Source organism: Planctomycetota bacterium (assembly GCA_018242585.1).
In the GTDB taxonomy this organism is placed as follows: Bacteria; Planctomycetota; Planctomycetia; order Pirellulales; family PNKZ01; genus JAFEBQ01.
In genome coordinates, this window is the sequence record JAFEBQ010000046.1 from 1 (window position 1) to 21,413 (window position 21,413).

Here is a 21,413-nt window from a genome sequence, read left to right on the forward strand (position 1 = left end):
GGCATGCAGTTCGACCGCGGCTATCTGTCGCCGTACTTCGTCACCGACTCGACCAAGATGGAGTGCGTGCTCGAAGACTGCTACGTGCTGATCTATGAAAAGAAGATCGGCAACGTCAAGGAATTGGTCCCGGTCCTCGAGGCCGTGGTCAACGCCAGCAAGCCGTTGTTGATCATCTGTGAAGACGTCGAAGGCGAAGCCCTGGCGACGCTGGTCATCAACAAGCTGCGCGGCACGTTCAAGTGCTGTGCCGTCAAGGCGCCGGGCTACGGCGACCGCCGCAAGGCCATGCTGGAAGACGTTGCCATCCTGACCGGCGGCACCGCGGTGTTCGAGAGCCTGGGTCTGAAGCTCGAGAACCTGCCGCTGACCGATCTGGGTCGCGCCAAGCGCGTGGTCGTCGACAAGGACAACACCACGATCATCGAAGGCTCGGGCAAGGGTGGCGACATCAAGGCCCGCATCGAGCAAATCCGCCGCGAGATCAGCGCTTCGACCAGCGACTATGACAAGGAAAAGCTGGAAGAACGCCTGGCCAAGCTGGCCGGCGGCGTGGCCAAGGTCAACGTCGGGGCCGCGACCGAAAGCGAAATGAAGGAGAAGAAGGCCCGCGTCGAAGACGCCTTGCACGCCACGCGTGCCGCCGTCGAAGAAGGCATTCTGCCGGGTGGCGGCGTCGCCTTGTTGCGAGCCCAGGCCCAGGTCAAGGGTGAAGATCTGATCCACGATCAGCAGGTCGGCTACGACATCATCCGTCGCGCCTGCCGTTCGCCGATCACCATGATCTCGAACAACGCCGGCCAGGACGGCGGCGTGGTCTGCGAGAAGGTGCTCGAAGGCAAGGGGAGCTTCGGCTACAACGCCGCTAGCGACACCTATGAAGACCTGGTCAAGGCCGGCATCATCGACCCGACCAAGGTGACTCGTTCGGCGCTGCAAAACGCGTCGAGCGTGGCGACGTTGCTGTTGACCAGCGACGCGTTGATTGCCGAGAAGCCGAAGGACGAGAAGAAGGGCGGCCACGGCGGCCACGATGACATGTACTAAAAAGTTGCGAGTTGCTGGTTGCTGGTTGCTAGTTGCGAGGAGAAGCGATTAGCAGTTGGCGACTAGCGATTAGTACGGACAGACAACAGCCCGGCGGCGCTTCCCAGCGCCGACGGGCTTTTTTGTTTAATTTCGCTACACGACGCGATCCGCAAGGGCTAGGCTAGTAGCAGATGGAAACGCGCGGTGGTTTCGCGGCCAGGTGGTTCAAATGTTGACGATTGAAGTCGAACGTGAAGACGACGGGCGTTGGATTGCCGAAGTAGCCGAGCTGTCGGGCGTCTTGGCTTACGGCCAAACGCGGCAAGAAGCAATCGATCGAGCGCAAGCCCTCTCGTTGCGAGTCATGGCCGACCGCTTGGAACATGGCGAATCGATCCCTGCAATGGCAGGCGTATTCGCCGTCGCGTCATGAGTTCCTGGCCGGCGTGCAAGGCACAGCGAGTGCTGGCCGCCTTATTGCGCATCGGCTGGACGATCAAACGGCAATCGGGCTCTCACCGAGTATTGATGCGCGCGGGCTGGCCCGATTTCGTCTTTGCCTTTCACGAGGGTGAAGAAATTGGACCGCGCATGTTGGCACGCATTGCCAAACGAACCGGACTCACGCCGAGCGACTTGTAATCTGCTCTCATTGACTACGGTTCATTGCAGGTCGGGCGGGCGGTCGAGGCGGCGGTTTCGGGGACGTCGTTCCAGTCGACTCGCAAGCGCTTGATTCCCGTCGCGCGACCGGTCGCCGCGTCGACGTCGACGATCGTGCCGCACAGCCGAATGTCCCCGTCGGCCACGTCGAACTGCGTGGGCAGGAATGTCCGGGTCGTCTCGAGCACCCGGTCGATCTGCCGCCCCAGGATGCTGTGATATGGTCCGGTCATGCCGACGTCGCACTGGAACGCCGTGCCGCGCGGAAAGATCGTCTCGTCAGCCGTCGGCACGTGAGTGTGCGTCCCCAGCACGGCCGACACGCGCCCATCGAGGTAGCGCCCCATCAACTGCTTGTCGCTGGTCGCCTCGGCGTGAATGTCGACGACGATCACGCGAATCTCGGGAGGCAACGCATTCAACACGCGATCGGCCGCGGCAAACGGACAGTCGACCGGGCGCATGAAGACGCGCCCCATCACCGAGAAGACGGCCACATCGACTCCGCCGGCGGTGCGGACCACGGCCCATTCGCGTCCGGGGGCCTCGGGCGGGTAGTTCGCCGGTTTGACGATCGGCGCGTCGCTTTCCAGCGACGAGATGACTTCCCGCCGCTTGTAAATGTGGTCGCCGAGCGTGATGCAATGAACGCCGGCGTCGAACAGCTCGCGGCAAATGGCCGGGGTGATGCCCGAGCCGGCCGCGGCGTTCTCGCCGTTGGCGATCACCAGGTCAAGCTGCTCGCGCTCGACCACCCAACGCAAAGCCCGGGCGATGATTCGCCGCCCCGGCTTGCCAACCACGTCGCCGATTAACAGGATGCGCATGGGAAAGTCCAGAAGTTGCTGGTTGCTAGCTGCTGGTTGCTAGTGAAATGCCAGCAGAACGTCTTCCGACTTCTTACTAGCAACTAGCAACCCGCAACTTCATCACTTCGCCGAATCCGAGAACCGCGACTCGCGCAACACGGTGACCTTGATCTCACCGGGGTATGTGAGTTGCTCTTCAAACGCGCGGGCGATGTCGTGGCAAATCTTGGCGGCCGATGCGTCGGTCGTGTCCTTGGCGCTAGCGATCACACGCAGCTCGCGCCCCGCCTGAATGGCGAAGGCCTGTTCCACGCCGGGAAAGCCGCCGGCAATGGTTTCGAGTTCTTCCATCCGCTTGACGTAGCGTTCGAGCGACTCACGCCGCGCGCCGGGGCGCGAAGCGCTGCAGGCGTCGGCGGCGGCCACGATGACCGTGTACGGGTTGTCGATCCGCAGGTCGTCGTGATGCCCCAGCGCCGCGTGGACCACTTCGGCCTTCTCGCCATAGCGCTTCAGCAAGTCGGCGCCGATCTTGGGGTGGCCCCCTTCCTGATCGTGGTCGGCCGCCTTGCCAATGTCGTGTAGCAGCCCGCAACGGCGAGCCAGCTTGGGGTCGAGTCCCATGTCCTGGGCCAGCATCCCGGAAATGAACGCCACCTCGATCGAGTGCCGTAGCACGTTCTGGCTGTAACTGGTGCGGAAACGCAGCCGGCCCAGCAGGTGAATCACCTTTTCGTGCAAGTTGCCGACCTCGGCTTCCTCGGCCGCTTCCTGGCCCAGCTTTTGCAGGTGAGCTTCCAACTCGGTTTGCGTCTGGCCCACCACTTCCTCGATCCGGGCCGGGTGAATGCGGCCGTCTTGAATCAGCTTTTGCAGCGACAGCCGGGCCACCTCGCGACGAACCGGGTCGAAGCCGCTGACGATCACCACGCCCGGCGTGTCGTCGATGATCACATCGACGCCGGTCGCTTTTTCAAAGGCGCGGATGTTGCGCCCCTCGCGACCGATGATGCGTCCCTTCATCTCGTCGCTCGGAATGTCGATCGTGCTGGTGGTGCTTTCGGCCGTGTGGGCCGAGGCGTAGCGCTGCAGCGCGGTGATCAGAATCTCGCGCGACTTTTCCTCGGCGATTTCCTGCATCTTTCGCTCGTGTTGCAGGATGACCGTGCCCGCCTCTTCCTTCAGCTCCTGATCCAATTGCTCGAGCAGCCGCTTGGTGGCTTCCTCGCGCCCCAGGCCACTCAAACGGTGCAGCGTGTCGCGCTGGGTTTCGAGCATCCGGGCCAACTCGTCGTTACGCTTGTTGGCTTCTTCGATCTTTTCCGACAGCTTGCGCTGGGTGGCTTCGACCATCCGCTCGCGCTTGACCAGTTGCTCGTTCTGTTGTTCGAGCGTGTCTTGCCGCTTGTCGAGCATGCGGTCGCGCTCGTGCAACTCTTGCCGGGATTGCGAGAGTTCCTTGTCGCCGTCGGCCTTTTGCTGCATGGCCCGTTCTTTGTTCTGCAACTCGGCTTCCTTGCGCCGGGTCTCGATTTCGCGATCGGCCCGTTCGATCATGTCGCGCGCTTTGCGCTCGACGTCGGTGCCGCGCAGGTAGTCCAACGACTTCACGACCACCACGGTCAGCACGGCCGCCAGGCTGGCCGCGAAAAGCCCAATGTAAACCGGATTGTCCACAGCAGTGTTCCCTTCTTGCTGGCCGGGGCGCGCTGGCTTGCGTAGCCAGGCGTGCGACGGCGGGCGTCAATGCCAGCGACAGCCGACGGGACCGAAAGAGCAGCGCACCCAGGGTGCGCACGACCGGCGGAAGAGGCGTCACACCGGCCTTGCCGTGACAAGGCCCGCAACGCGCATCGGTCAATCAACAGTTTCTGCGCAAGTTACCGCGCCACGTCGCCGACCCGGGGGTCGGTCCCACGCGCGCACTCCACCCCAGGTGGGATGGATCGGACCCGGACCCTACCGAGCGGCGCGCAACATGGCGCGAGAAACGCTCGCCAGAGCCCCGTGGGCGGCATCAAGGCCACGGCCGGCGCAATCGCGCCGTCGGCCGGGCCAGTCTTGGGCCGCGAACCAAATCGCCGCGTACCAAGTCGCCGCACACCAAGTCGAGGTGTCATCCAGTCCGCCATCGCGGGAGTGGTCGAGAACCGATGCGTCCCTTCATCGCCGGCCGGGTTTGGCTCGCGGCGAGTGGGCTCGGGCTGGGGCATCATTTGGCCTGGGGTCAATAACCCCACCAAGTGCTGCAAGAGGATCAAAAGCCCTAGCATCGTGTCCATCCATCTCCCGCAGGGAACTGGCTTAGAGTAACCTGCAAGGAAACCAGTGATTAACCGATCGCAAACCGTCGCGGCCATGCTCGGCAAGCTTGCGCTCGCCACCGCGTGGCCACCGACGGTTCCACTTCCGGCACGTCGTCACACGGAAAAACTAAACCAGTAACACTGTAACCAGTAACCACTGTAATCTGTCTTTCCGGGCGACTCTTTCGGTAGCGCCAGCCGAAGCTTGCTCTACCTGAAATCAATGTTCGCGTGCTGGCGGACAGCGCCCTCCAGGGGCGGGTTGACACCCGCGGCCCACGGTCGACGCTAGCCGCCAGAGAAACGAATTTCGATCGTAACATAGTCTGGGCCGTCTGCAACAACTGGCTGTGCCGAATGTTCCGGCCGGCCCCAACCCACTGCCACCACCCATGTCGGGCAAGCAATTTCATGACGAATTCGTGAGCCGACTGGCCCAGGCGTGGCCCCCCGCCGTATGGCACGACGTGACCTTGCTGGTGGCGGTCTCGGGCGGAGCTGACAGCGTGGCCATGCTCCGCGCCTTGGCCGACATTGCGCCCGAGGCCCACAGCCGGCTCGTCGTGGGGCATTTCCACCACGGCTTGCGTGGCATCGACGCCGACCGCGACCGGGATTTCGTGGCCGAGTTGGCCGCCAAGCTCGGACTCCCTTGCGAGTTGGGCGAAGGAGCCACGGCGCAAAAGGCTGCTAGCGACGGCGATGGCATTGAGGCGGCCGCCCGGGCCATGCGCTACGATTGGTTGCTGGCCACGGCCCATCGCGTCGGAGCGCGGTACGTCTGCACGGCTCATGCAGCCGAAGATCAGGCCGAGACGGTGTTGCACCGCGTGCTGCGCGGCACGGGGCTGGTCGGCTTGCGCGGCATCAAGCGCGCGCGGGAACTCGGCGACGGCGTGGCGCTCTATCGGCCCCTGCTGGCCTTTCGTCGCGGTGAATTGCGAGACTATCTGGCGCGACAAGGCCAAGCGTTCCGCGAGGACGGCAGCAACTCGGATCGGGGGCTGACGCGCAACCGGTTGCGACTGGATGTGATGCCCGCGCTAGCCGAGCAGTTCAATCCACAACTGATCGAAGCGTTGGTCCGACTGGGCATGCTGGCTGGCGAGGCGCAGAGCGTCGTCGAGGGACAAGTTTCGCTGTTGCACGAACGCGCGGTGCGCCGCGAGAACCCGCTTGCGGTGCGGATCGACGTGCGTGCGCTGGCCGGCGTGGCGCCGTACCTGGTGCGCGAGCTGCTGGCGGCCGTCTGGCACGAGCAGCGTTGGCCGCTGCAAGCAATGGGGCACGCCGAGTGGACGAAGCTGTCCGAGTTGGCGCAGGGTGCCGAGATCAGCGCACGGCAAATGTTCCCCGGCCGGATCATGGCCGAGCGCGCGGGGGACGCGCTGCGGCTTTACCCAGTGAACGCGGCAAGCGCGTGTTGAGGCGTCACAAACGCTTGCTACGCAGCACATCATGCAGGAGCCGGCGAGGTAAGTCGCCGGTTAGCGCCGTGAGAGCATGTTTTCAGTGGGTGGCACGTCCCAAGCGCAGCGCAGGGCGTGGTGAGCAGCCGATGAAATATCGGGGCTGGTGCATGCTTCCCCACGCCCGAGGACGGGCGTGCCACCCGGCGACCGGCGCCGCGGTAGCGCCGTCTGGCAATTCCAACGGCGGACTTGCGTCCGCCGCTCTCGAAGGCGCACAGGGCAATTCACCTCACGCCTCGTCGCCGCCGTATTGGTGGACTTGCGGGTGAGTGATGTGCTCCTGCTTATAGCCGCCCGTCGCGCGGAAATAGAGCAATAGCAAGAGATAACAAACGGCCATGGCGCAGGGCACGAAAGCCGTCAACTCAAGCGCCTTCTTGCCGCCGGCAATCGTCGCGCTTTCGATTTCGCTCTTTGCTTTCGCTTCGGCAGGAGTCGGGTTGGTCTTTTCCTTCAGAGCCCCAACTTTATCAGCATCGAGAACGCTGATCTTCGGCAGAACGTAAAGTTCCTTTTGCTTCGCATTGACGTATTCCGTGTAGACAGCCGCATCCGACTGTTCGAGGGCTTGTGCTGTAGCATAGTCCTGCTTGTACCCAATGATCGGCCCCCCCAGCAGCCCCGCCGATAGCATCCCGATGCCGCCCATGAGGCCCATTGCCAGTGCGCCCCCTTTTGGGAACCGCTCTCCGACAACGCCCAGCATCGTGGGCCACAAGAATGTCTTGCCCACGCCATAGATGGTCCCGGCCAAGAAAATCATCAATGCCGACTCGCTCGTGCCAAACAAGTACAGCCCGAATGCCCCGATGACTGAACTGATAAAGAGCAATCCAAGCGGATTGGTACGTTCGACAATCGGACCAGCGAAGAATCGCAATACGAACATGACGCCCGATGTATAGACAAACAGCAACGCCGCCCATTCGGCGATTGACGCCTTCATGATGTCCTGCATCCACGAGTCGGTCCCAAGCTCGACGTAACCGACCATCGCGTGGATAACGAGCAAGAAGACCAAAATCGGTGACGCGAGTTGTGCCAACATTTGGCCGAAGTTCACCCCAGCAACGGATGCTTCGGATTTGGGGAACGACTGGCGCAACACGATCAATCCGTAAATCACCGTCGGGACCAGAAACACGCACATCAGGATTTCCCAGCGCACGTGCGAGAGGACCGAATGATGGCCCGCGAACGCATATGCCACCAAACCGCCGATGATCAAGCCACCGGGCCAACCCGCATGAAGAATGTTCAGATAGTGCGTCTTTTGCTGCGGATATAACGTCGCGACGAGCGGGTTAATGGCAGTTTCGCAAAGACCATTCGCGAGTGCGAACAGGAACATTCCCGCGTAAAGACACCAATACGTGGCATCTTTGCCAAACGAATGAAACACCGGCGTCGCGGCAATTGTCAGTACCGCCGAAGCCACGTGCAGAACAAAACCACCAATGAGCAGCGCACGATAGCCGACCAAATCAGCGAAGATGCTGAAGAAGATAATCATCACGCCGAAGCCCCACAGGCCACCGCCGGTGATCTTCCCGAGTTCCGTCTTTGTAAATCCGAACGTCGACTCCCAGTCGTCAAGAATGCCTCCGCGAATTGCGAAGCCGATACCCGCTGCGATCAACGTCATGAAACTGGCTAGGAAGATAGAACGCCGATTTGACGAATCAGACATGCGGAATAGTCCTTCGCGGGTCGTAAAGGCAATGGTGGCAATGCTAGCGGGCGCGGGAAGCCACCGAGTATAGCCGGGCTGTTTGGAAAAGAAACACTCGCTGGCAGCGGGGCGCGTGGCTGGGAAAAACGCCGTGAGCCACCGCGATTTCAGGGCTTTGTGGCGCGTGAATGTTCGGCGCGCCAGCCTCTGGCGGTGCGGCTAAACCGCAAGCGTCGCGCGGGGCGACATCGAGCGTTCTCGCATGCTTGCATCGCCGGCGCGGCCACGAGTGCGCTGGCGGCATGTTTGGCTCGCCTTGACCCATGTTTCGAAAGCCGCGAAACTACCGCCCCGCTTGTTCTCGAAGTTTCGTTGTGCAAAGGATTTGCACCCATCTTTCCGCGTCTCGTCGACACCGCTTGGAGTTGGTTCAAGTGGGGCCTGCTGCTCGTCGTTCTGGGCAGCCTGGTCGTGGGGCCCTATTGCTTTCAGAAGCTCAACGAAGAAGTCCGACGGCGCGTCCAATTTCAAATCGCGCAGCACTATCGCGACATGTCCATTCGCGTCCGCGCGGCGCGAATCATCGACGGCGAAGGAATCGAAATCCGCGGCCTCGCCATCGCCGACCCCAAGCTGTCGGGTCCGCCGGCCGATCTGGCCTACTTCGATGAGATGACGCTGGCCTGTTCGACCAACCTGGCCGACATGGCTCGCAACCAGTTGCAAGTTCGCCAGATCACGTTGCGCAAGCTGACCTTGCGCGGCGTGCGCCATGCCGACGGCACGTGGACGTTGGGCCAACTGCTGCCGCTGCCGCAACTGAGCGATCGACCGCCGCCGGTGGTGCTGGAGGACGCCACGATCGAACTCTTCGATCCGCACAAGACGCCGTCCACCGTCATGCGCTTGCGCAATGTCAACCTCCGGCTCGAACCGATCGATCCGGCCACGACGCAAGGACAACAGCGCATGGCCCTGCGCGGTCACTTGATGACCGACCAGGTGCGCCGCATCGACGTGCAAGGCTGGATCGATTGCACGGGCAAAGCCTGGCGACTGGCCGCGACGATCGACGGCATGGAACTGGGCCCCGACCTGGCCACGGCCATGCCTTGCCCTTGTCCTCAGCAAGTTCTCGCGCTGCAAGCGCTGCGCGCGCAATTGAACGCCCATGTCGTAGGCGATTACGACGCGCGCCGGGCACAGCCCCTGATCTATGAAGCGCGCGGCCAGATTCAGCGCGGACGTTGGGACGACGCGCGACTGCCTCACCCGATCACCGACCTGAAGATCAAGTTCCACTGCGACGATCAAGGCTGCCGGATCGAGGAACTGGCCGGGCGCATTGGCCAGGCCGAGTTGACGGCCAGCGGCCAGCGGCAAGGCTACTTGCCCGACAGTCCGATCCGATTGCACGTGGCGGCGCGGCGGCTGGTCGTCGAATCGTCCTGGCTGCGCGTGCTGCCCGAGCGGTTTCAGGAAGAATGGCGCAAGTACCAGCCGGCCGGCGAAATCGACTTGGACGGCGACCTGTTGTTCGACGGGCGCACCTGGCAGATCGACGGCGAATGCAAGTTGCTGAACATGTCGTTCTGCTACTTCAAGTTCCCCTATCGGCTCGACAACGCCTGCGGCGCGCTGCGGCTGAAGCAGCACAAGCTGAGCGTCAACCTGGTGGCCAAGGCCGACGACGCGCCGGTGCAGATCATCAGCGAATGGGCGATGAACCAAACGCCGCTGTTGGGCTGGGCCGAAATCCACGCCCAGCAGGCCCGATTCAACGATCGGCTGATCGAAGCCCTGCCCGAGCGAACCGCCCTGGTCGTGCGTCAATTGCGCGCGGCCGGCACGTGTGACGCGGTGATTCGCTTCTGGCGCAGCACTGAGACCGGCGTGCCCGAGGAGCACAAGTCGATGCTGTTGACGCTGCGCGACTGCAGCATGCGGTACGACAAGTTCCCCTATCCGGTTCACAACATCGTCGGCCAGATCGAGATGTTCGACAACCTGTGGACGTTCAAACGCCTGGCCGGCAAGAAGGGGCCCGGCGCGATCACCTGCGACGGCACGCTGGTCACGTCGAGCGCCGGCGGCGATTTGAAACTGCACATCACCGGCCAGCAAGTCGGGCTCGAGGACGAGTTGCGCGACGCGCTCACTCCGGCCGCGCGGCAACTGTGGCTGGACCTGAAGCCGCAGGGAACGGTGAACGTCGCGGCCGATGTGCGCGTGCTGCCGGGGGGACAGCCGGTCCAGTTGTTCATTCGCGCCGAACCTGCCGCCGACAACGTGTCGATCGAGCCAGCGCGGTTTCCCTATCGGATGGACAACATTCACGGCGTGTTCACCATTGCCGACGGCCGGGCCACGATCGAGAACTTGCGCGCCGAGCATGGACGCACCCGGCTTAACAGCCAGGTCGAATGTCTGTTCAGTCCCGATGGCGGCTGGGCTTTGAGGTTCAACCAGATGACGGTCGATCGCGTGCAGCTCGATCGGCCGTTGATGCTGGCCCTGCCCGAGCGCTTGCGCAAGGCTCTGGCCGAGTTGCAATTCAGCGGCGCGTTCAACATGCGCGGCGCGTTCGAGTTGGCCAGCACCGGACGTCCGAACGAACCGACCACGTCGGGTTGGGACATGGAGTTCGACCTGCACCAGAACGCCGGCAAGCTGGGCGTGCCGCTCGACAACCTGAATGGCGGCGTCCATCTGCGCGGCAACTTCGACGGTAAGCAGTTTCAAAGCCAAGGAACGGTCCACCTGGACTCGGCCACGTACCGCGACCTGCAATTGACCGACGTGAGCGGCCCGTTGTGGATCGACGACACGCGGCTCTTGGTTGGCGTCTGGGCCGACCGACTGCTGAAAGTCGCGCCCGAGCGGCATCTGGCGGCGCAACTTTACAGCGGCACGGCGATGGTCGATGGCTGGTTGCTGTTTGGGCCGCAATCGCCGTACGAGTTCCAGATGGCACTCAACAAGGGAAGTCTGGCCCGCTGGAACCAAGAGGCGCTGGGGAACCGCGAGCGCCTGAGCGGCGACATTTACGCGCAACTGACCCTGCGTGGCAAAGGCAAAAGCCTGCACGACTTGGGCGGGCGCGGCTCGATCGAGCTGAAAAACGCCAACATTTATGAATTGCCGTTGATGGTCAGCTTGCTCAAAGTGCTGAATCTGCGGCAGCCCGATTTGACGGCGTTTACGTCGTCGGACATCAATTTCCGCGTCGAAGGGGAGCACTTGTACCTGGACCGGTTCGATTTGACCGGCGACGTGGTAAGCTTATTGGGGCAAGGGGAAGTGAACCTGAACCGTCAGATTCATCTCACTTTCCATACGATGGTCGGCGCCAATGCCGGGCGGCAGCCCATGCTGCGGACGGTGCTCGGCAGCGCCAGCCAACAGATCATGTTGATCCACGCCGAAGGCACGCTCGACCAGCCGCAACTGCGCAGCGAGGCGTTCCCCGGCGTCAACCAGGCGTTGCAACAATTGCAGGCGGAACTCGGAGCGAAGAATACAGAGGTCAAGTAGTTGCTAGTTCCTAGTTGCTGGTTCCTAGTAAAGACAGGAACGCCAGTCGCCTTTCTCTAGCAACTAGGAACTAGCAACCAGCAACTTTTCCCCAAGGTGCCCCCATGAGCATTGGACCGATGGGTGGAATTGTCGGGAGTCTGGCCGGTAGTCCGAGCGCACAAACGCGCGGCAACGAGCAAGCCCGCGCCGCGCAAGACGCGACCGTTCAAGAGCGCCGCGCCGCGGCCGACGCCCGGGCCACCGATGCGGCCGGCATCGGCCGCACCGACGGGGAAGGGCACGAGACGCACGAGCGCGACGCCGACGGCCGCCGACTGTGGGAGCGTCAAGAACCGAACAACAACGCGGAAGCCACGGCCGAGCCCGAAACGCCGCCGGCCCCCGGGGTGAAAGACCCAGCCGGCGAAGCGGGCAATGAACTTGATTTGAGTGCGTAGAATAAGAAGCGGGGAAGTTGCTGGTTGCTAGTTCCTAGTTGCTAGTGATGATCCGCTGCGTCGTGACGACATAACTGCCGTCCTCTTTCTAACGCGAGCACAATTCTATTCGATTCCCAACCGACATGTACTTGTCTTTACTAGCAACCAGCAACTAGCAACCCGCAACTTCCCTCATGCTCTTCACCAAGATGCACGGCATCGGCAATGACTATGTCTATGTCGATTGCTTCAACCAGCCAGTGCCGGCCGATCCGGCCGCGACCGCCCAGAAGATCGCCGACCGGCACTTCGGCGTCGGCGGCGACGGCATGATCCTGATCTGTCCGTCCACGGTCGCCGATGCCCGGATGCGGATGTTCAACGCCGACGGCAGCGAGTCGGAAATGTGCGGCAACGGCGTCCGCTGCGTGGCCAAGTTCGTCTACGACCACGGCATCGCCCGCAAGCCCACGCTCAAGATCGAGACCGGCCGCGGGGTGTTGTCGCTCGACGTCGAGGTGCAAAACGATCGGGTCCAGCAAGTGCGCGTCGACATGGGAGAGCCGATCCTCGAAGCGGCCAACATCCCGGTCGCACTGCCGGGCGAAGCCGCGGAGCGAATCGTCAACTTCCCCTTGGACCGTTACATCCCGTTTCGCGGGCCGGCCGAGTGGATGGACGCCTGCGGCATCGACATGCACATGACCTGCGTGTCGACGGGAAACCCGCACCTGATGATCTATTGCCACGACGTGGCGGCGGTGCCGCTCGAGACGGTCGGCCCCTGGCTCGAACGCCAGCCGATCTTTCCGCGCCGCATCAATGTTCACTTCGTGCAGGTTCATTCCCCCGGCGAAGTCACCATGCGCACCTGGGAGCGGGGCAGCGGCATCACGCTGGCCTGTGGCACCGGGGCGAGCGCGGTCTGTGTGGCCGGCGTGTTGACCGGGCTGTCCGATCGCCAGATCCTGGCCCACCTGCCCGGCGGCGATTTGCGCCTGGAATGGAACGAAGCGAACAATCACGTCTTCATGACAGGCCCCGCCGTCGAAGTATTCAGCGGGGAATGGAAGGATGGAAGTTGCTAGTTGCTGGTTCCTAGTTGCAAGTGAAAGGCGTCGAGCGGTGTATCTTTACTAGCCGCTAGCAACTAGCAACCAGTAACTTTTCTCCCCAACCGGCACGGATGCCAACGCAATGAAACTTCGCTCTCCTGCTCTCGTCGGCGCGGCTGGACTGGCCGCGGCCCATACGATCCGCGCGTGGATGTCGACGCTCGACTATCGCGTCGCCTATTACGACGAGTCGATCGATCCGGTGAAGCCGAGCTACTCGGGGCAGAAGATTTACGTCTTCTGGCACGAGTACATCCTGTTCCCACTCTACCTGCGCGGCTATTGCAATCTGGCCATGCTGCTCAGCCGGCACGGCGACGCCGACCTGCTGACGCGCGTGGCCCATCACTTGGGTTTCGACTTTGTCCGCGGCTCGACCTACCGGGGAGCGGCCGCGGCGCTGCGGCAGATGGCCGAGAAGAGTCGCACCATGAACCTGACCATCACCCCCGACGGCCCGCGCGGCCCGCGCCGCGAACTGGCTCAGGGGCCCGTCTATCTAGCGTCGAAGCTAGGGCTGCCGATCGTGGCGATGGGCTTTGGATACGACCGCCCCTGGCGGTTGAAATCGTGGGACCGGTTCGCAATTCCGCGCCCTTTTTCTCGCGCTCGGGCGGTGGTCAGTCCCGAGTTGCATGTGCCGGCCGACCTCGATCGTGATGGGGTCGAAGAACACCGGCTGTCGGTCGAAGCGCTGCTGCGCCGTTTGACGCTCGAAGCCGAAGCCTGGGCCGAAAGCGGCACGCGCAAGGTCGAAGAACGGCCGCTGACCAAGCAACACGCCTGGCGTCACGAGCGGCAGTTGCGTATCGACGCGGCGCACGAACGTGTTCCGGCCCCTGCACACGCCGCCACGCGCGTCCAAGAGCCGGCGACGTAAGTCGCCGGTTCGAAGCGTACACCGGCGCTAACCACGGACTTGCGTCCGTGGCTCTTGAAGATTTCGCGCGGAATTCTTTCGTCGCGACTCGCCTCATCGTCGTTCAGCGCGCGAACCGGTACAATGCCGGCTCATCAATTCTCGGTAAGCTTTCCATCGAGCCACGGATGTCTTTACCCCACTCCTCCGCATCAACCACCAACGAGCCGCAAGTGCTCAGCGTCGCGGCCCTGACCGATCAGATCAAAGGGACGCTCGAAGCAAACTTCGTCGGCGTCTGGGTGGCGGGCGAGATCTCGAACTTCTCCCGGCCGCAATCGGGGCATTGCTACCTGACCTTGAAAGACGAACGGGCTCAGTTGCGCGCGGTCATCTGGCGCGGCACGGCCCAGCGGACTCGGTTCGACCTGCACGACGGGCTCGAAGTGATCTGCTGTGGCGACCTGGAAATCTATCCGCCGCGCGGGACCTATCAACTGGTCATTCGTCAGATCGAGCCCAAGGGGATCGGCGCGCTGGAACTCGCGCTGCGACAACTGCGTGACAAACTGGCCGCCGAAGGATTGTTCGACCCGCGGCACAAGCGCCCATTGCCGCGCTATCCCAAGCGCGTGGCCTTCATCACCAGTCCCACCGGCGCGGCCATTCGCGACTTTCTACAAGTGCTTCGCCGCCGCTGGCTGGGGACCGATGTTCTCGTCGTTCCCACGCGCGTGCAAGGTGAAGGGGCCAGCGCCGAGATCGCGACCGCGCTCGCCGCGGTCAATCGCCTGCAGCCGCCGGTCGACATCATCGTGGTCGGTCGCGGCGGCGGCAGCCTGGAAGACCTCTGGTCGTTCAACGAAGAGGTCCTGGTCCGCGCCGTTCGCGCGTCGAAGATTCCGGTCGTGTCGGCCGTGGGTCACGAGATCGATGTCACGCTGTGCGATCTGGCCGCCGATGTGCGCGCGTTGACGCCCAGCGAAGCCGCCGAGCTGGTGGCCCCGGCGCGCGAAGAGCTGCACGCCCGGTTGCTCGCGACGCAGCAGCGGATGCTCTCGGCCTTGGCCCAGCGCGCGGCTCTGTTGCGCCGCCGGCTCGACAACCTGGCCAGCGCGCGAGCAATGACCCGCCCGTTGGAACTCGTCCATGAACGCGCACAGATGCTCGACGAGCTAGGCGCTCGCGCACGCCGGGCCATCGCTCACACCACCGAAGTCGCCGACCACCGGGTCCGAGCGTTGGCCGGCCGGCTCGAATCGCTCAGCCCCCTGGCGGTGCTGGGACGGGGGTACAGCCTGACCACCCGGGCCGCCGACGGGCTGATTGTGCGCGATGCTGCGCAAGTTGTAGCGGATGATGAGCTTGTAACGCACGTTTCGCGGGGCCAGATCATCAGCCGCGTCCTGCGAACCCAGCCCCCCATAGCCAACCAGGGCGAACCAAACGATACTGGGACTGCGTAATGAACCTGACGTAGTTCGATCGGTTCGAGGAGCCCAGCGGGTGGCGGAAACCAAGGCAGCAGCGGCTGAAATCCCCTTTGAGCAGGCACTGGCCGAGCTCGAAACCATTGTCGGCCAGCTCGAAACCGGCGACACTGGGCTCGAGGCCTCGCTGGCCGCTTACGAGCGGGGCGTAAAGCTGTTGCGCCAATGCCACGGCATTTTGCAGCGGGCCGAACGGAAGATCGAACTGCTGAGCAATGTCGACGCCGCCGGCCAGCCCACCACCGAGCCGTTCGACGATACCGCCACGTTTAACGAGGAATCAGCCGCTGGCACGCGGGCCAGCACACGCAGCCAAAAGCGCTCGGCCGCGAAGCCCGCCGGCGGCAAAACGGCTCGCTCCCGGGATGACCTGGGGGGGGAAGTTGTGGACGACGCGCCCAAGTTGTTTTAGACTAGGGCGTTGCGTCGGTGGCCCGGAACATTACGGCCGCGGCCGACGGCTCGTGCGCGTCGAACGACCGGCGCGCGACCGATGCCACGTGACGGTGCTAACTCTTTTCTTATCTTCAAAGGCCGCCCGCGGATGACCTTGGTCCCCCAACTGACGTTTGCCGAAATGGCTGCGCCAGCCCGGCCGGTGATCGAAGCGGCTCTCAACGCCTCTAGCCAGCCTGCGCCCGGCTGCCCCGAACGGCTGGCCGAGGCCATGCGGTACAGTCTGTTGGCCCCCGCCAAGCGGTTGCGGCCCATTCTGGTCACCATGGCTGCCGAGGCCTGCGACGGCACCATCGAGCGCGCCCTGCCGGCGGCCTGTGCCGTCGAGATGGTGCATACCTACTCGCTGATCCACGACGACCTGCCGGCCATGGACGACGACGACCTGCGCCGCGGCCGGCCGACGTGCCACGTGGTCTATGGTGAGGCAATGGCCATTCTGGCCGGCGACGCCCTGCTGGCCCGGGCCTTTGAAGTTTTGGCCCGCGAGATCAGCCCGGCTGAGGTGGCGGCCCGCGCGGTCGCGCTGCTGGCCGCGGCGGCTGGTCCCGCGGCCCTGGTCGGGGGCCAGGCCGACGATCTGACCAGTGCCGGCCAAGGCGACGTGATGTCGCTCGAATCAATTCATGCCCGCAAGACGGGCGCGATGTTCCTCGTCTCGTTGCAACTCGGCGGGCTAACCGCCGGGGCGACGGCCGAGCAGATGACCGCCCTCGTCGGGTACGGCCGGGCGATGGGCCTGGCGTTCCAGATTATGGACGATCTGCTCGACGTCTCGGGAAGTGAACAAGCGCTCGGCAAGCGGGTGGGCAAGGATGTGGATCGTGGCAAGCTGACGTTTCCTGCCCTGTTGGGTGTGGGCGAAAGCCGGCGTCGCGCCGAGGCCCTGGTGGCCGAGGCGTGTGCCGCGCTGGCGCCGCTGGGCCCACAAGGGGCGGGACTCGAAGCGCTGGCCCGATACGTGTTGGAAAGGGACCGCTAAATGGACGACATGCTTTCCAAGATCGAGTCACCGGAAGATCTGCGCGGACTGAGCGTCGAGCAACTGCAAAGCCTGGCCGGCGAGATGCGCCACGCGCTGTGCAACTTGCTGACCAATCGTACCGCTCACTTTGCCTCGAACCTGGGCGTGGTCGAGTTGTGCCTGGCGCTGCACACCGTGTTCGACTTTCGCCGCGATCGTCTGATCTGGGACACCGGCCACCAGGCCTACCCGCACAAGATGATCACTGGGCGGTACCACGAGTTTGGCACCATTCGGACCAAGGGGGGCCTGTCGGGCTTTCCGAACCCCAACGAAAGCTCGTACGACCTGTTCATGACCGGTCACGCTGGCTGCAGCGTGAGCACCGTGCTGGGGTTGAAGTCGGGTGATGATCTGATTCCGGGCGAGGAAGATCGCCATGCCGTGGCCGTCATCGGCGACGGCGCGTTCCCGTCGGGCATTGTCTTCGAGGCGATGAACAACGCCGGCGGGCTGAAGAAGAAGATGCTCGTCATCTTGAACGACAACAAGATGTCGATCTGCCCCCGCGTCGGCGGCGTGGCCGAATATCTGGACCGGCTGCGGATGAACCCGTTCTATACCGGGTTGAAGCAAGAAGTCGTCAAGGCGCTGCAAAAGGTGCCGCTGTTGGGCGACCCGGTTGAGCGCGTGCTCTGGCAGGCCAAGGAATCGATCAAAGCCGGCCTGCACGGCGGGATGTTGTTCGAGGAACTCGGCTTCCGCTACATGGGACCGATCGACGGGCACAACATGCCCCAGTTGCTCAAGTACCTGCGGCTGGTCAAGGATGTGGACGGGCCGGTGCTGCTGCATATTGTCACCGAAAAGGGGCACGGGTTTCAGCCGGCGGCCAACGATCCGGTCTTTTTTCACACGCCCGCGCCGTTTGAGTTCGACGGTGAGGAAGTCGTCTCGATCAAGAAGCCATCGACCCGCAGCTATACCAACGTGGTCAGCGAGTCGATCCACCGGCTGCTCGAAACCAATCCGCGCGTCACAGTGATGACCGCCGCGATGTGCCAGGGGAACAACCTGGAGCGCATCCGCGACGCCTTCCCGACGCGATTCTTTGACACGGGCATTTGCGAATCGCACGCCGTGGCCTTCGCGGCCGGGCAAGCCAAGGCGGGCTTGCGGCCGATCGTCGACATCTACAGCACCTTCCTGCAGCGCAGCTTTGACCAGATCTTCCAGGAAGTCGCCCTGCAAAACTTGCCCGTCGTGTTCACCTTGGACCGCGCGGGCCTAACCGGGCCGGACGGGCCGACGCATCACGGGATGTTCGACCTGGGCTACATGCGGCTGTTCCCCAACATGACGGTGGCCGCGCCGGGCGACGAAGCCGATCTGGTCGCGATGCTCGATTGGGCGGTCGAACAGCCGGGGCCGGTATCGCTGCGTTATCCCAAGGCGTCGGCCGAAACGGTCGCGCGCCAGTGCGCGCCGATCGAGCCGGGCCGGGCCGAAGTGCTCGATTGGGGTCGCGATGGCATGATCATCGGCTGTGGCACGCTGCTGCCCCAATGCGTGAAGGCGGCCGAGCGACTGCGCAACGAGGGAATGGACGTCGGCGTGATCAACGCCCGGTTCATCAAGCCGTTGGATTCCGAGACCATGCTTCGTGCTTTGGAGCAAAGCAATTGGGTGATCACCGTCGAAGAAGGCGCCCTGACCGGCGGGTTTGGCAGTGCGCTGCTTGAAGAGGCGGCAAACGCCGGCGTGAACGCCAGCCATGTGATCCGGCTGGGCGTGCCCGACCGCTGGATCGAGCACGGCGAGCGGAGCGAATTGCTGGCCCAGTTGGGACTCGACGCGGTGGGCATCGTCCGCACCGCCCAAGCAGCCGCCGGCAGCCACGAACCCGTCCGCACCGGCCCCCGCCGGGCGGTATAATGGTTTAGCGTCATAAGCACCATTACTAACTGCCAGTCGCCGAACCTTTTGAATTGCCGATCAAATTGTCATGGCCATCATCGATCGAACACGGTTGCTGACCGCCGAAGAGTACGGCGAACTGCCGGACCTGGGCTATCCGACGGAATTGGTGCGGGGGCAGATTGTGATGATGAACCGGCCGGCTCCGCGTCACGGTGAAGTTTGCTTGAATGTCGGTTACGAACTCAAAGCATTTCTCAAGGACCATCCCCTTGGACGCCTGGCGGGTAATGATTCGGGCGTGATCACGGGACACGAGCCTGACACGGTACGTGGACCAGACATTGCGTTCTTCAGTTACCAGCGCGTTCCGCAAGGCCCCTTGCCCACTCGCTACTTCAACGTCTTGCCTGAGTTGGTCTTAGAAGTGCTATCCCCTAGCGATCGGCGAAATGAAGTTCTTGCCAAGGTAGCCGAATACCTAACGGCGGGGGTACTTCGCGTGTGCGTCGTCGACGTCGAGCGCGAACTGGTAACCATCTTTTCGCCCGATGCGCCGGAAGTGCAGCTCACTCGCGAGCAGACGTTGACGCTGCCCGAGGTGCTGCCAGGCTTTGCGGTTCCAGTCGCGCAATTGTTCGCGTAAACGCCGCGAACTAGATCGCTTCTCGCCACGGTCTAGCGTCTGGGTGGCACGCCCGTCCTTCGGGCGTGGGGAAGCATGTACCGACCCCGATATTTGATGGGCGATTCCCCACGCCCTGCGCTGCGCTTGGGACGTGCCACCCACGCAACAGTCTCTTGAGAGCTGCTCTAGCGACTACTTCTTCTCAGCCGCGCGTAGGCGGGCGGCATGCACGCGCGCCACGTCCCCCATATAGTGTTCCGACGGGTACTTGTCGGCCGCGGTAAGAATGTGCTCGCGCGCTTTGGCTTCGTCGCCCGTCGCCTCGTAATACAGCCCCAGGTACAAGTGGGCGTAGAACAACTGCTCATTCCGCCGCGCGGCCGGCGGGTCGCCCGCTTCGGCGGCCTTGAGGACCGCCGCCTCGGTTCCTTCGCCGGCGAACAGGGCCTGAATCTCGGCCATCGGCACCCGCGAGTCTCGCGTGATCAGGATCAAATGCTTCCGCGCCTCGGCCAGACCTGATTCACGCGTCGTGCAAAGAAAATGCCAGACGGCGTTCTCGACGTCCTGCGGATTCACTGTTTGATGCCGCTCGAACTGCTTGCGCCCGTCGCTGTAGCAGCCGGCGTAATAGTACGAGATGCCGCGCTGCCAATGATGGGCGTCCTGCTCGGGCCGCAGCTCGATGAACCGGTCAAAGTCGGCGATCGATTCGTTGATGTGGCCGGCCTTGAAGTGATTGACGCCGCGGAGTTGATACCCGTCGGGCCGGTCGGGCTCGAGCTGGATCGCGCGGGTCAAGTCAGCAATCGCCTCGTCAAACTTGTGCTGCCGCTCGTAAATCGCGGCCCGCAACAGCCACACTCGGCTCTCCCGCGGCGCCGCCGCGGTGGCTTGCGTGGCCAGCGCGATCGCTTCGTCGGTTTTGCCGGAACGGAATTTCTGCACGGCCGTGGCAATCAGTTCGTCGACGGCAGGAGCGTCGGCAGCCTGGGCCGCCACGCAAAGCAGACTCAATGACACGATCACTAGTATGCGAAGCATCACTTGTCCTTGGTTTGTCCGGGCGTCACGCCCTCCTCGGGCGTGGGGAAGCGTGTACCAGCCCAATGTTTCCGTGGCGATGCACCACGCCCTGCGCTGCGCTTGGGACGTGCCACCCACCGATGCGTGTAACTTCTGAACTAGCTCTTGGCCGCCAGTTGCTCACGCCCCCAATTGCGAATCGCATCGTCCCCCACCTTGGCCAGCGGCGAATAACGCGGATGTCGCGATTCCTTGTAAGGGTCGTTCGATCGGGCGTTGTAGCAGCAGATCAACGACCAGCGCGGATTCGGCGACCGGTTCTGATCGGATCGGTGCAACAGGTTCGCGTCGAAGAACAGCGCGTCCCCCGGCTCGCATTCGACATAGACTAACTCGTGCCGCTCGAGCGCCGCGTTGACCCGTTCCATGTCGGCGCCGGTTTGCTCGCCGCTCTTGCCGTGGTCGATCCGGCCCAACTGTTGCGTGCCGCGCAAGACTTGTAAGCAGCCGTTCTCTCGATTGGCCCGATCGACGGCGATCAGACAACTGGCCATCCGCGGAGACAAGCAACCGTTGTTGTACCAATAGCCATAGTCCTGGTGCCATTCCCAGGCCCCGCCCACCAGCGGCTCCTTGAGCATCATCTTCATGTGGTACAGGTAGACCTCGTCGTCCAAGAGCTGCGTCATCGGATCGACAATCCGCGGCGAGCGGGCGAACAGGCTGTACAGATCATCCCCCGCGTGATTCCAGAGGGCCAACTTGGTCTCGGCCCCCGAGGCGTCCTTGCGGGCGTAAGCCGCCGACTGCAGCGCCGGATCGCGCCGGGCATAGTCCAACAGCAATTGCATCTCGTCGGCCGCGAACAGCGAGCGCAGCAAGATGTACCCGTCGCGACGATACGCGGCAACTTGTTGTTCTGTAATTGTGCTGGTCGTGGCGGCCACGGCGATCCTCCTGGGGGGTAAACGGCTCACCGGTACGCGTCGCTCGCGCCGGCGGGCGACGTTCAGCTTAACGCAGGCCGAGGCGGTTGCAAATCTGGACCGCC

At 63.3% G+C, this 21,413-nt stretch carries 18 protein-coding genes; 13 read left to right on the top strand and 5 right to left on the bottom strand.

Annotated elements, in window-relative coordinates; genetic code table 11:
- From groEL to JSS27_20170, 3 genes are all read left to right on the top strand, one after another.
- A partial coding sequence (gene groEL / locus JSS27_20160) for a chaperonin GroEL (protein MBS0211266.1) occupies positions 1-1,047 on the top strand: 1,047 nt, incomplete at its 5' end.
- A 211-nt stretch (positions 1,048-1,258) separates the two neighbouring features.
- Positions 1,259-1,462, top strand: a complete 204-nt coding sequence (locus JSS27_20165; GenBank protein MBS0211267.1) for a type II toxin-antitoxin system HicB family antitoxin — start codon at positions 1,259-1,261, stop codon at positions 1,460-1,462.
- Entirely contained in the window at positions 1,459-1,671 is a 213-nt protein-coding gene (locus JSS27_20170) for a type II toxin-antitoxin system HicA family toxin (GenBank protein MBS0211268.1), read from the top strand. Before JSS27_20165 ends, JSS27_20170 begins: the two co-directional genes overlap by 4 nt.
- 14 nt (positions 1,672-1,685) lie before the next feature.
- Here the strand turns inward: JSS27_20170 and JSS27_20175 are convergent, their stop codons facing one another.
- A complete protein-coding gene (locus JSS27_20175) occupies positions 1,686-2,519 on the bottom strand; it encodes a YmdB family metallophosphoesterase (protein MBS0211269.1) in 834 nt (277 codons plus the stop codon).
- Positions 2,520-2,621: 102 nt separating this feature from the next.
- A complete protein-coding gene (gene rny, locus JSS27_20180) occupies positions 2,622-4,160 on the bottom strand; it encodes a ribonuclease Y (GenBank protein ID MBS0211270.1) in 1,539 nt (512 codons plus the stop codon).
- A 1,039-nt stretch (positions 4,161-5,199) separates the two neighbouring features.
- On the opposite strand from rny, the gene tilS reads away from it, so the two are divergent.
- The gene (gene tilS, locus JSS27_20185; GenBank protein MBS0211271.1) at positions 5,200-6,234 is read left to right on the top strand and encodes a tRNA lysidine(34) synthetase TilS; all 1,035 of its coding nucleotides are present in this window, start codon (positions 5,200-5,202) and stop codon (positions 6,232-6,234) included.
- Between the two features lie 274 nt (positions 6,235-6,508).
- Here tilS and JSS27_20190 read toward each other — a convergent pair whose 3' ends face one another.
- A complete protein-coding gene (locus JSS27_20190) occupies positions 6,509-7,969 on the bottom strand; it encodes an MFS transporter (protein MBS0211272.1) in 1,461 nt (486 codons plus the stop codon).
- Positions 7,970-8,323: 354 nt separating this feature from the next.
- Between JSS27_20190 and JSS27_20195 the strand changes: the two genes are divergently transcribed.
- The 9 genes from JSS27_20195 to JSS27_20235 all read left to right on the top strand — a co-directional run bounded on the left by JSS27_20195 (position 8,324) and on the right by JSS27_20235 (position 19,354).
- Positions 8,324-11,485 carry a hypothetical protein gene (locus JSS27_20195; protein MBS0211273.1) on the top strand — a complete coding sequence of 1,054 codons (3,162 nt, stop codon included), beginning with the start codon at positions 8,324-8,326 and terminating at the stop codon, positions 11,483-11,485.
- A 104-nt stretch (positions 11,486-11,589) separates the two neighbouring features.
- On the top strand, positions 11,590-11,925 hold the full coding sequence (locus JSS27_20200; GenBank protein MBS0211274.1) for a hypothetical protein: 336 nt from the start codon (positions 11,590-11,592) through the stop codon (positions 11,923-11,925).
- 176 nt (positions 11,926-12,101) lie between these two features.
- A complete protein-coding gene (locus tag JSS27_20205; GenBank protein MBS0211275.1) occupies positions 12,102-12,995 on the top strand; it encodes a diaminopimelate epimerase in 894 nt (297 codons plus the stop codon).
- Positions 12,996-13,104: 109 nt separating this feature from the next.
- Positions 13,105-13,902, top strand: a complete 798-nt coding sequence (locus tag JSS27_20210) for a lysophospholipid acyltransferase family protein (GenBank protein ID MBS0211276.1) — start codon at positions 13,105-13,107, stop codon at positions 13,900-13,902.
- Positions 13,903-14,069: 167 nt separating this feature from the next.
- Positions 14,070-15,347 (top strand): exodeoxyribonuclease VII large subunit, encoded by a 1,278-nt coding sequence (xseA, locus tag JSS27_20215; GenBank protein MBS0211277.1) that lies wholly within the window; start codon positions 14,070-14,072, stop codon positions 15,345-15,347.
- Positions 15,348-15,387: 40 nt separating this feature from the next.
- Positions 15,388-15,783, top strand: coding sequence for an exodeoxyribonuclease VII small subunit (locus tag JSS27_20220; GenBank protein ID MBS0211278.1), 396 nt, complete (start codon positions 15,388-15,390; stop codon positions 15,781-15,783).
- 132 nt (positions 15,784-15,915) lie between these two features.
- Complete coding sequence (locus tag JSS27_20225; GenBank protein MBS0211279.1) at positions 15,916-16,809, top strand: polyprenyl synthetase family protein; 894 nt, start codon at positions 15,916-15,918, stop codon at positions 16,807-16,809.
- Positions 16,810-18,726, top strand: a complete 1,917-nt coding sequence (locus JSS27_20230) for a 1-deoxy-D-xylulose-5-phosphate synthase (protein ID MBS0211280.1) — start codon at positions 16,810-16,812, stop codon at positions 18,724-18,726.
- 70 nt (positions 18,727-18,796) lie between these two features.
- A complete protein-coding gene (locus JSS27_20235; GenBank protein MBS0211281.1) occupies positions 18,797-19,354 on the top strand; it encodes a Uma2 family endonuclease in 558 nt (185 codons plus the stop codon).
- Positions 19,355-19,528: 174 nt separating this feature from the next.
- On the opposite strand, the gene JSS27_20240 is transcribed toward JSS27_20235, so the two are convergent.
- Positions 19,529-20,380: a tetratricopeptide repeat protein gene (locus JSS27_20240; protein ID MBS0211282.1), complete on the bottom strand. Its 852-nt coding sequence runs from the start codon at positions 20,378-20,380 to the stop codon at positions 19,529-19,531.
- A gap of 140 nt (positions 20,381-20,520) precedes the next feature.
- Positions 20,521-21,309, bottom strand: coding sequence for a phytanoyl-CoA dioxygenase family protein (locus JSS27_20245; GenBank protein ID MBS0211283.1), 789 nt, complete (start codon positions 21,307-21,309; stop codon positions 20,521-20,523).
- Between the last annotated feature and the right edge of the window lie 104 nt (positions 21,310-21,413).